At 54.4% G+C, this 11,564-nt stretch carries 9 protein-coding genes; 4 read left to right on the top strand and 5 right to left on the bottom strand.

The genetic code is table 11. The features are described from left to right. Positions 1 to 11: 11 nt before the first annotated feature. On the bottom strand, positions 12 to 1,058 hold the full coding sequence (locus Pla144_RS00820) for a thioredoxin-disulfide reductase (RefSeq protein WP_146447427.1): 1,047 nt from the start codon (positions 1,056 to 1,058) through the stop codon (positions 12 to 14). Positions 1,059 to 1,275: 217 nt separating this feature from the next. Between Pla144_RS00820 and Pla144_RS00815 the strand changes: the two genes are divergently transcribed. After that, on the top strand, positions 1,276 to 3,153 hold the full coding sequence (locus tag Pla144_RS00815; RefSeq protein ID WP_146447426.1) for a carbon starvation CstA family protein: 1,878 nt from the start codon (positions 1,276 to 1,278) through the stop codon (positions 3,151 to 3,153). Between the two features lie 45 nt (positions 3,154 to 3,198). Here the strand turns inward: Pla144_RS00815 and Pla144_RS00810 are convergent, their stop codons facing one another. From Pla144_RS00810 to rsfS, 4 genes are all read right to left on the bottom strand, one after another. Continuing rightward, positions 3,199 to 4,050 carry a sigma-70 family RNA polymerase sigma factor gene (locus Pla144_RS00810; RefSeq protein ID WP_146448925.1) on the bottom strand — a complete coding sequence of 284 codons (852 nt, stop codon included), beginning with the start codon at positions 4,048 to 4,050 and terminating at the stop codon, positions 3,199 to 3,201. 354 nt (positions 4,051 to 4,404) lie between these two features. Next, positions 4,405 to 6,267 (bottom strand): 30S ribosomal protein S1, encoded by a 1,863-nt coding sequence (locus tag Pla144_RS00805; protein WP_146447425.1) that lies wholly within the window; start codon positions 6,265 to 6,267, stop codon positions 4,405 to 4,407. 311 nt (positions 6,268 to 6,578) lie between these two features. Beyond that, positions 6,579 to 8,552, bottom strand: a complete 1,974-nt coding sequence (argS, locus tag Pla144_RS00800) for an arginine--tRNA ligase (protein WP_146447424.1) — start codon at positions 8,550 to 8,552, stop codon at positions 6,579 to 6,581. Beyond that, positions 8,552 to 9,124 (bottom strand): ribosome silencing factor, encoded by a 573-nt coding sequence (gene rsfS, locus Pla144_RS00795; protein ID WP_231936110.1) that lies wholly within the window; start codon positions 9,122 to 9,124, stop codon positions 8,552 to 8,554. Before rsfS ends, argS begins: the two co-directional genes overlap by 1 nt. A 21-nt stretch (positions 9,125 to 9,145) precedes the next feature. On the opposite strand from rsfS, the gene bcp reads away from it, so the two are divergent. From bcp to Pla144_RS00780, 3 genes are all read left to right on the top strand, one after another. Then, positions 9,146 to 9,619: a thioredoxin-dependent thiol peroxidase gene (gene bcp, locus Pla144_RS00790; protein ID WP_146447423.1), complete on the top strand. Its 474-nt coding sequence runs from the start codon at positions 9,146 to 9,148 to the stop codon at positions 9,617 to 9,619. Positions 9,620 to 10,049: 430 nt separating this feature from the next. Beyond that, positions 10,050 to 10,433, top strand: coding sequence for a hypothetical protein (locus tag Pla144_RS00785; protein ID WP_146447422.1), 384 nt, complete (start codon positions 10,050 to 10,052; stop codon positions 10,431 to 10,433). Positions 10,434 to 10,747: 314 nt separating this feature from the next. Then, the gene (locus Pla144_RS00780) at positions 10,748 to 11,548 is read left to right on the top strand and encodes a hypothetical protein (RefSeq protein ID WP_146447421.1); all 801 of its coding nucleotides are present in this window, start codon (positions 10,748 to 10,750) and stop codon (positions 11,546 to 11,548) included. The last annotated feature ends 16 nt before the right edge of the window (positions 11,549 to 11,564 follow it).

The raw sequence follows: 11,564 nt of genomic DNA, 5'->3' as shown, positions 1-11,564 counted from the left end.
TAAGTAAAAGGTCACAGCCCTTTCGCTGCCAACCAACGCTCTGCGTCCAAGGCCGACATGCAACCGGTTCCGGCGGCGGTAACGGCTTGGCGATAGTAGTCGTCGGCCACGTCCCCCGCGGCGAAGACACCATCAACACTTGTGTTTGTGCGGAAGGGAACGGTCCATTTCAGGTATTTCTTGGTGGTCATTTCGAGTTTGCCTTCCAAGAACTTTGTATTGGGCGTATGGCCGATCGCCATGAACACACCACCGACTTCCTTTTCACTTTGACTGCCGTCGACTGTTGATTTGAGTCGCACTCCGGTGACACCATTCTTATCGTCACCCAAGATTTCTTCGACTTCGTTATTCCACACGAGATCGATCTTGGGATTCTCCATGGCCCGTTCGGCCATGATCTTTGACGCCCGCAGCTCATCACGGCGGTGGACCAAGTGCACAACACTAGCAAACTTGGAAAGATAGTCGGACTCTTCCACAGCCGAATCCCCGCCGCCAACGACAACTAACGGCTTATTGCGGAAACGCGGAAGCGCCCCGTCGCACACAGCACAAGCACTCACGCCGCGGTTCTTAAACTTCTCTTCCGATGGCAATCCCAGATAGTTAGCCTTGGCACCGGTAGCCATGATAACAGCATGGGCCTCGACTTCCTGGCCCGAAAGCGATTTGAGTCGGAAGGGTTGGCCGCTGAAGTCAACTTCCGTGATGTCGTCGGTGACAATTCGAGTGCCAAAGTTTTCTGCCTGCCTGCGCATCAAGTGCATCAACTCGGGGCCGGAGCAGCCTTCCTTTTGATGCATGTCGACCAGCCACTGATGCTCCTCAGGTAACGACGACTTCAAGTAGGCACTGAGGTCGCCAGCTGGGAAGCCAGGGTAGTTTTCCACTTCTGTCGTGAGAGCCAACTGTCCCAAGGGGAGCGTTCCGTCGAGACGGTTCTCTTCGGTGATAGCTCCTTCAAAGAGCAGCGGCTCCAAACTTGCGCGAGAGGCATAGATGGCTGCCGTGAAACCGGCTGGGCCGCTTCCCACGATGACTACTTTTTCTGGCACGAGTGCCCTCCTTTAATGAGATGACAGGCTTTCCCGCCAAATGCGGAATCCTCAGCAATGCGGCGATTATAGTTCTCTCGCTCGGAGCCGTAAACCAATCTTCATCGGGCGTTCGTGTTTCTCCCTCCGGCAGAGAGTGGTATCATTGTTTCAAGAAGACTCGCTTTCTTGCATCTTTTGACTACTCCTAATCCGCCATCATTACCGTGAATTTTCCATGGATACATTGCTCGTTGCCCTCGGTTCCTTCCTGGGATTTATCATTGCCTACAACACGTACGGCCGCTGGCTGGCCCGGAAGGTGTTTAACGTTGATCCCCAGGCGGTGGTCCCCAGTCATGAACTCCGCGACGACGTTGATTTCGTGCCGACCCGCCGCAGTGTGATTTTCGGCCATCATTTCACTAGCATCGCTGGCACGGGACCGATCGTGGGACCCGCGATTGCCGTTTTCTGGGGCTGGCTCCCGGCACTGTTGTGGGTCGTCTTCGGCTCGATCTTCATTGGGGCGGTCCACGATTTTGGAGCGTTGATGGTCAGTCTGCGTAATCGAGGCCAAACTGTCGGCGAGATTGCTGGCCGCCTGATCTCACCTCGCGCCAGTGTGATTTTTCTGCTGATTCTGTTTTTCGCATTAACCGTCGTGCTGGCCGTCTTCGGGCAAGTGATTGCCTCAATATTTTCGATCTATCCGCAGTCGGTACTGAGTGTTTGGCTTTCGTTGCCGCTGGCCGTGGCAATTGGCCTGTGGTGTTGTAGGCATGGCGGGAACTTGCTGATCCCTTCGCTAGGAGCATTAGTTCTACTTTACTTAGGGGTCGTGTTCGGTGCCGATTCACTCCCCATCAACTTGCAGCAGTGGCTTCCTGAAGTCACTACTCACTCGCTTTTGGGAAATCCTACTGTAGTGTGGACAGCGATATTGTTTGTCTATTGTTTCTTTGCCTCGGTGCTTCCTGTGTGGCTACTGTTGCAACCCCGTGACTACATCAACAGCCTGCAGTTGGTAGTCGCACTGTTGCTGTTGTTGTGTGGCATGTTCGCGGCGGGCCTTTCGGGCCATGCGGGGCTCATGGCAAGCGCCCCGGCCATTGCCAAGGAAATCCCTGTGGGTGCACCGCCGATCTGGCCCTTCCTCTTCATCACGATTGCGTGCGGAGCTGTGAGTGGTTTTCACTGCTTAGTCTCTAGCGGCACGACGAGCAAACAGGTCGCATCAGAAAACGATGCCCTCTCGGTCGGATATGGATCGATGTTGCTGGAAGGTGCGTTAGCTGTTCTAGTTATTCTGGCCTGCTGTGCTGGAGTCGGCATGGGAAAATATGATCGGCAGGCAGATGGCACTTACCAGGTTGCTGTAAACTCGGCAGGTAAGCCTATTCTCGGTAGTGACGCTTGGCATGTTCGCTACGATTCGGCAGGAAGTTGGAGCAACTTTCGCCTGGGTCAGATGGTGGGCGCATTCGTCGATGGGGGAGCTAATTTCCTCAGCGCACTAGGAATCGCCCAACGCTATGCCATCGCGATCATTGCCATGCTGGTTGCCTGTTTTGCTGCCACTACGCTCGACACGGGCACTCGTCTGCAACGCTATGTGGTCCAAGAGTTGGCTGGCGTGGTCAAGATCCCGTCGCTGGCCAATAAGTACGTGGCGACGATGGTTGCCGTGGGATCGGCACTCGGACTTGCACTCATGCGGGGGCCCAGCGCACCTGGCGGACCACCTGCTCCTTATGGAACTGGCGGACAGTACCTCTGGCCCCTCTTTGGGGCAACCAATCAGTTGCTGGCCGGACTGGCGTTCATGGTGACAGTATTCTACCTGGCTCGTCGCAATAAGCCAATCTGGTTCGTGCTGCTGCCGATGATCGTTATGATCATCATGCCGCTTTGGGCTTTGCTGTGGAACATGTTTAATACCGAAAGCGGTTGGTGGCCACAGGGAAATCTCTTGCTGTTTTCCATCGGAACGGCCACTATTCTATTGCAGATGTGGATGGTCGCCGAGGCCTTGCTGGCCTGGCCCAAGGCAAAAGGGGTGTTGGAAGATTCGCTTCCGCCATTACCCGCTCGAAGTGTTAGCTCTGCATCCTAAAGAGCCGATGGTGATTACTTCAAGCGGCGTGAAAGCTGCGAGAGACTACACCCGATCCCGTGGATCTTCCAGGCTATCCGCCATGCGGTTGAGGGCTTCGGTTTCGATTTGCCGCACCCGTTCACGAGTAAGCCCGAGTTGCTCGCCGATTTCTTTGAGGGTCTTTGGCTCATAGTTTTCAAGACCAAACCGCATCTTGAGGACGGTTGCCTCGCGCTCGTCCATCGTGGTGAGCATTTCCATCACATGCCGCAGACTATCGCTTTCAACAAGCGTGTCGTCGGGGCTCAATTGCCGCTCGTCCATCACAGTGTCGCCCAAGGACCAGCCCGCTTCCGTCTGATCGGTCTGAGGCGTGGCGTTGTAGATCTTGATCGCCTTCTTGATAATTGGGAGCTTCTTCTTCGGTAGCCCCAGGACACGGGCAACTTCCTCGGGGGTGGGGCTACGATCCAGCTCCTCTGTCAGTCGTGCTGTCGCACGACGCCATTTGGACAAGAGTTCGACCATGTAAGCGGGGATGCGAATGGTCTTGCCCGTATTGATCAAGGCCCGCTTGATCGACTGCTTGATCCAGTAGCTCGCATACGTGCTGAAGCGAGTTCCCATTGCGGGATCGAACCCCTCGACGGCACGCAGTAGACCGAGATTTCCCTCTTCAATCAGGTCCTGCAGGCTTAGCCCCTTGCCAGAGTATCCGCGGGCGATATTTACTACTAATCGCAGGTTGGCTCGCACCATGCGATCGCGGGCCGGAGAATCTCCCTGCCCAATCCGCACTGCAAGTTCTTTCTCTTCGGCGGCTGTCAGCAAAGCCGTCTCGTTGATTTCGCGGAGATACGTTTCTAGCGGGGTTTGAACAGCGGACGATCTACGGGGTTTGGTCGAGGTGGCCATCAGTTTGAACCGTTTGTTGTTGGGGGAGAGGCGTTTACCGCCATACCACGTTGACCACACGAGGGTTTATCTCGTGGCTCAATCCCGTCCTGTGGGTAGGTGCTGGCGCCACTATCAACCGGTTCGAGTCTGCTGCCGGAGCCACTGCTGACCGCGACCTTCTACCCGCCTGGTTTACGTCCTGTTGCACTAACAGTATCGACGAGTGCTGGGAGAATCCTGCACTACCAACAGAAGATGTTGAAGTGGGACGGTTATAAGCAATCTACCGACCGTACCAATAAAAAGGGCACGACGGAATTGTTTCCGCCGTGCCCGATATGTGAAAGAACATTCAAGCTAAGGTACAGTAGGTTAACTCTCCTGCTCAGCTGCTTTGACGGTGTTTTCTTCGTCAGCTTCGTCGAGCTCCTCAGTCGATGCTGTGTCATCCGACTCGGCATCTTCCGTTTCCGAAGAGGCAGGCTTGAACAGCGGGCCTGAATCGGAGCCGATACCACCCTTAAGTTCCATCGGGGTCTCGCTTTTGGCGGCTTCTGCCTCAGCAGCCTCGGCAGCGGCTTCATCTTCCGCAGCCCATTCCACTCGTTTCCGCGAGAGACCGATTTTTCGCTCTTCCGAATCGACACGTAGCACCTTGACTTCGATATCGTCGCCTACGTTCACCACTTCCTGAGGATTTTCGACCTTATGGTCGGCAAGCTCAGAGATGTGCAGCAAGCCTTCCAAGCCATCTTCCAGGCCAACGAAGACCCCGAAATTGGTGATCTTCGTGACCTTACCATTAACGAGTTGTCCCTGCTGGTAGCGGTTGGGAATATCCGTGGCCCAGGGATCCTCGTCCATTTGCTTCAGTCCCAAAGCGATCCGGCGACGTTCCTGGTCGACGGAGAGAACCTTGCACTCAACTTCCTGCCCCTTCTCCACAACCTCGCTTGGATGGCTGATCTTGCGGGTCCAGGACATATCGCTGACATGCAGCAAGCCGTCGATTCCTTCTTCGATCTCGATAAAGGCACCGTAATTGGTAAGGTTGCGTACCTTCCCTTTGACCAACTGATCCGTTGGATAACGGTCGGCAACGCGCTCCCAGGGGTTGTCCTGGGTTTGCTTCATGCCGAGCGAGATTTCTTGCTTCTGCTCATCAATTCGCAATACCACAACATCGATCACGTCGTCGATATTCACCAATTCGTTGGGATGGCTGATTCGCTTGGTCCATGACATTTCGCTGATATGAACCAGACCCTCGATGCCATCTTCGAGTTTCACGAAGGCTCCGTAGCTCATCACGTTGACCACGGTTCCCTTGATGACAGAATTGACGGGATACTTGCCCGCGACATTTTCCCAAGGGCTGGCGCTCTTCTGCTTGAGACCTAGGGCAATCTTTTCTTTCTCGTAGTCGATGTGGAGAATCTGAACTTCGAGTTCGTCGTCGATCTTGACCATCTCTGAAGGATGATTGATTCGTCCCCAACTCATGTCGGTAATATGTAGCAGGCCGTCGATGCCACCTAGATCGACGAATGCTCCAAAGTCGGCGATGTTCTTGACCATACCTTTGCGAAGTTGACCAACTTCCAACTCGCGCAGAAGGTCTGACTTCTTCTCTTCGCGCTGGGCTTCGATCAAGCTGCGGCGGCTCACCACGATATTGCGGCGAGCCTCGTCGATCTTGAGTACCATGCACTCGATCGTCTTGCCGATGTATTCGCCAATGTCGTGCGGACGGCGAATGTCGACTTGGCTCGCCGGCAGAAAGACATTCACGCCGATATCGACCAGCAAACCACCTTTGATCTTTCGCACCGCCTCGCCGGAGATGACATCTCCTTCGTGAACGGTCTCCATGACCTTCATCCACTTTTCGATCTTCTCAGCTTTGCGTTTGCTGAGCACGATCATGCCGCGCTCTTCAAGCGGGCTTTGACTGTCTTCAACATCTTCGACGAGGACACGAATTACTTGGCCGATCTCGGGTTGAGGTTCCTCCTCTTCCCACTCGTCACGGGCGATGGTGCCCTCACTCTTGTAGCCGACGTCAACGAGGACGAACTCGTCGTCGATGCGGATAATTTTGCCTTCGACTATTTGGTTGACATCAACATCGGTGGCATCCAACCAGCCGATATCATCTTCGGCCAGTTCGCCGATAGCGATGTCCCAGTCTTCATCAGAAATGTCATATTCGCGGATAAGGTTACGGTTGACCATGAAATAAAAAACCAATCGGGGACGTCGCGCCCAGCGCCAGAAATTGTCGCTGCAACCGAGCATCCCAAGTTAAAGGGGATTGACCGATCTTCGACTGCCAACCAAGGCAATCCAATAAGAAGAATTCGGCACAGGGAAAGCCCGCCATTGTAGCGAATTTCCCCGAGGCCATCAATCGGGTTAAGTCCTTGCCAGCGGGTGGTTATGAGGGCAAATTGCGGGGTCACTCAGGGCATTAGAGCAGTACCGCCCTGAGGAGGGTCTTCGTAATCCCCCTATCTCTCGTTCCAAGCCAGGGCCTCCGTATGAGTCTACATCCGCTCGACGACTTGGATTCCCAAGAGCTCCAGCCCGTAGGCGATGGTGCGGGCCGTGAGATCGCAGAGGAGGAGGCGGCTAGTGCGGAGGTTGTCGTTCTCAGCTTTCAGTACGGGGCAGTTCTCGAAAAAGGCTGAATACTTGCTTGCTACGTCGAAGAGATAGGCCGTCAGATGGTTGGGGCGATAGTCCCCGGCGACCCGTTCCAGTGCCTCGGAGAGTTGCAAGAGTGCCAAACCGAGAGCCCGTTCAGCAGGTTCATTGATTTGAAGTTGGGAAGCGTGCTGTCGCAATTGGTCGAGATCAACATTGCCTTTGGCAAAAATACTGCGCACCCGGGCGTAACTGTATTGCATGTAGGCGGCCGTGTTGCCTTGCATGGCAAGCATTTTGTCGTAGCTGAAGACGTAGTCACTGGTGCGGTTGTGGGCGAGGTCGGCGTATTTGATCGCCCCGATTCCGACTCGTTCGCCCACCTGTTTGCGTTCCTCTGAGGACAGAAGTGGCTCGTCGCGGGCGTCGTCATTCGCGCTGACGATGGCTAGCGCTCGCTCGATGGCTTCGTCCAGCAGGCCTTCAAGGCCCACCGCCGTGCCGGAGCGGGTTTTGTAAGGCTTGCCGTCTTCGCCGAGCACCGTGCCAAAGCTGACGTGCTCAAGACCGATCTGATCGTAGCCCCACAATCGTGCCGTGGCAAACAGTTGCTCGAAGTGCAATGACTGCCGATGATCGACCACGTAGACAATAGCGTCGGGCGTCCACTCGTTCACGCGGTACTGGATCGTGGCCAGATCGGTCGTGGCATAGAGAAAGGCCCCGTCTTGCTTTTGCACAATGAAGGGGGCATCGATCCCTTCGATGAATACGCAGCGGGCCCCTTCGCTATCGGTTGCCAGGCCACGCTGGTCAAGATCGTCGACCACCCCCGCCAGGCGATCGTGATAAAAGCTTTCGCCAAGAGTATTGTCAAATGTGACATTCAGGCGTTGATAGATCGCGTCCATGCTCGCCAGGCATGCGGGCAGAAACTGCTCCCACAAACTGCGATTCTCCGCATCCCCGGCGTGCAATGCAGCAGTCTCAGCGAGCACGGCTGTACCAATATCCACATGTTCGGCAGCGAGGGCCGACAGGTGGGCATCATCATCTACGGCAGCGAGTTTCCTGCGGAGGTCATCGAGCATCTCACGCGTCTGGGCCAACTGATTTTCGGCTTGTTGAAGTTGCCGATTGTGTGCTTTACGTGCTTTGGGGTCTTCGAGTTCCGTAGCGTCGTGCAGATGTTCGACTTGATGTGCTGCGTCGATGATTCGCTTCTCGACTGCAGGGAGTTTGTTCTCCTTGATGTCGTGGTATTCGACCAGTTGGTTGACCATTCGATAGAGGCGGCTTAGCTCAGCAACCGGCTCCTTGGCAAAAGCCGGTTCATCCACAAGATGCTTGTAGCCATAGATGATCATGCCAAATTGGGTGCCCCAGTCGCCAATGTGGTTGTCGCTGATGACGCGATGGCCCAGAGCCGTTAGCACCCGATAGAGCGCGGCCCCAATGACAGTCGAGCGGATGTGACCGACGTGCATTGGCTTGGCCACATTGGGAGCAGAATAGTCGAGCACAATGGTTTTTGGCTCGGAGACTGGCGCAACCCCAAGAGAATCATTCGCGACCATCGCTTGCAGTTGCGAGACGAGGAAGTCGTTATTGAGCCGAAGATTGATGAACCCAGGGCCAGCGATTTCTGGCGGGTCGCACAGGTCGCCGAGGTTGAGTAATTCGACGAGTCGCTTGGCGATTTCGCGTGGGGGATTTCCCAGTCGCTTACCCAGGGGCATGGCGCAATTGGCCTGGTAATCGCCGAATTTGGCGTCCTGGCTTGGCAGGACCATCTCAGCAAATTCCGCAGCCGAGGGGTCGAGTGTCGTGAGCGCTTTACGAAAGCGAGAGCGGAGTTCTGCCAGAATATTCATCAGTCGTCGGACGGGCTTTGATTGCTGATGAAGGGGAGCGGCACATGCGGGGCGGAACCCCAGAACTGCTCCAAGGCGTAGAACTCGCGGGTCTCCTCGTCGAAGAGGTGGATCACCACGGTGCCATAGTCTAATAAAATCCAACGACTTTCGCTGTACCCTTCGATCCCCATCCGCTTGTCATCAAGGTCTTGTTCCAGGCAGCGGTCGATTTCTTCGCTGATGGCATGCAGTTGGCGACGGCTGTTACCAGTGGCAATCACAAAGTAGTCGAATTCCGGTGTGATGGGCCGCATGTCGAGCACGACGATGTCTTGCCCGCGGTTGTCGTCGGCGGTTCGCGCAGCGGCCAGGGCCAATTGCAGACTGCGTTCAGCAGTACGTTCGGCGGTGGGGGCAGTATCGGTAATAATCTGGCTCTCAAGTAGCGGGATTTGGAGGAATAGTGGGACCACGGATTTTACACCGATTTTGCCTCGCGGGGCTAGCCCCACTTCGACAATGTACCACAATGCATCACGTGTTAATTCCCCTTCGAAAAAGCGATTACCATCTTCGTGATTAATTGTCACATCCTTTCTAGGAGAACTCCCATGAGCGATTTCGTCGAACCAGGCCAGAAGGCACCCGCGTTTAATCTTGCTACAGCAGACGGCACTAAGGTCAAATTATCCGACTTCTTAGGCAAGGCCGTGGTGCTGTATTTCTATCCCAAGGACGATACGCCCGGCTGCACGCGTGAAGCTTGTGCATTCCGTGATGCCCAGGCGGATATCAAGAAGGCAGGTGCCGTCGTACTAGGAGTCAGCCCAGATGATGCGGCGAGTCATACTAAATTCCGCGATAAATTCAAATTGAACTTCCCGCTGTTGGCTGACACTGATCATAAGATTGCCGAGAAGTATGGCGCGTGGCGCGAAAAAAACATGTACGGCAAGAAATCCATGGGGATCCAGCGGAGTACGTTTCTCATCGACCCTGCCGGCAAAGTGGCGCGGGTGTGGAAGCGGGTCTCAGTGGATGGCCATGACCAACAGGTGCTGGCCGCACTCAACGAACTCGAATGAGCCGCTTGCGGCTTAGAGACGTTACCGCACAATCGGCATCTCCGCGCACCAACACCTGATCAGACCGGGGCTTTGTTAAAGCCTGCGGAGAGTGTCGGTTGTCTCGCAATTCTTGAGAAATAATCGGGCGCATTTCTCAAAAATCTGCCGCCCCACCTGCTGGCGTCGGGTACATTTGCTCAGAACACAGTGGCTATCGACCAGCGAACATCAGAATGGCTCCTCTTTCGTTCGCTATTACACGACGGCCAACGTAACGCACTGTTTATGCTCCTCTGTGATTCTCAGCTTTTGGGCTGATTGCTTCGGCGGTTGCTCAAAGTCAGTGCGTCAGAATTCGAGCCTGCCGACAGGACGGGGGTCTTGTCGGCAGGCAGTTTTCTCGACTTTTCCATTAACGGTTTATTCAAACAACTTTAGGATCGAATTGATGACTGAACCAGATGTTGCTTCCTCCGAGCTGACAGACATGGCACCTTATCTTTCGGATTGTTTGCAAACGGATTTCCAGAACGATAACGAATCAAAAATCGAAAACCTCCCCGGAATATTGCTCCGTGCCAGACTCACGCCACTCGATGCCCAGAACCGGCCGGCATCTCCGCTCACGGTAGTCGTCACGGCGATCGACGAACATACGATTGTCTTTAATCACTTCGTTCCGCTCACTGCCAAGCAAGCGATTGTTACCTTTGAGAAACAGGGCATGAGCACCTACTCGGTGGAAGTGGAACTCACCTGGTGTCGCTTTGACGAGCGGCATCGCTACACCAGCGGCGGACGATTCGTCATGCCGCTTGGTAGAACCGCATAGCAAGCATACGGGCCCGTGGTGCGCGTGGCACTGCGGGGCCGGTTTCTCCCTCCCTCGGATAGGGCGGTCGCTGTGGTGGCGGCCGTCCTATCTTTTTTTGTGGGTTTAAGCCAATCACACAATTACCCCAGCCGGAGGATCACGTCCTCCGGTCCCGGACCAAAGAGTTGGTCCGGCTACGTCACTCATAGAAAAATTTGACTCGCCCCCCTCGTGGCAGTATATTCAGGGCCATCTGACGGCGGCGCGTCCGGAACCGCGCTGGCCGAATTCTATTCTCGTGCTTGCGCTTCATGCGCAGAGAGGAGCAGGTCATGTCGCGGGTCTATTGTGTGACAAGTCTGGCACTGTTGGTGGTTCTTTTTTCGGCGCACTCGGAACGTGCTGCAGCACAGTTTGGCGGTGGGAGGTCTGGCGGCGAAGGAGGCTATGGAAGAGGTGGCTACGGTGGTGAGTTTGGCGGAGGTTACGGCGAGCAACCGAAGCGAAAGTCTGAACGCAAGAATAGAGTTACGAGCACAATCTCTAAATCGAAAGCTGAAGAAAAAATTGAGCAAGCTCTCGATGAGCCACTCAAGTCACCGCTTCAATGCGAAGATCAACCGCTAAATGAAGTGATCAATACGTTACAAGACGAATACGATATCCCAATCATTATCGATCAACAGGCACTCGAAGAGATTGCTATCAGCCCAGTTACAGAAATTACAATTAACCTGAGAAACATTCCTCTTAGTTCGGCTCTCAATCTGATTTTCAGACAGCCAGGACTGGAAGATCTCACTTACGATGTCGTGGAGAATGTATTACTGATCACAACTCAGGAAAAAGCGAACCAAAGATTGTCTGTTGAGGTCTATCGAGTAGACGATCTGATAAGTGGTTATTCTCAAAATCCGGGCGGCAACCAAGAAAATCCATACAGTTCGTTGGTTCAGGTAATTACAAATAGTATTGAATTTGATTCGTGGATGGCCAACGGTCATGGCGAAGGCGAAATCCATCTAATGGAACCTGGGATGCTAATTATTTCACACAGTAAAAGGGTTCAGGATAACGTTCAAGCTCTGCTGCAGAAGCTACGGCAGATGAAAACCGAGATTAAGGGAGAGTAGGCAGTGCGAATTGAGT

Source organism: Bythopirellula polymerisocia, from assembly GCF_007860015.1.
Classification (GTDB): domain Bacteria; phylum Planctomycetota; class Planctomycetia; order Pirellulales; family Lacipirellulaceae; genus Bythopirellula; species Bythopirellula polymerisocia.
Note: the sequence above shows the minus strand (reverse complement) of the source record. Positions and strands in the feature narration are given on the sequence as shown.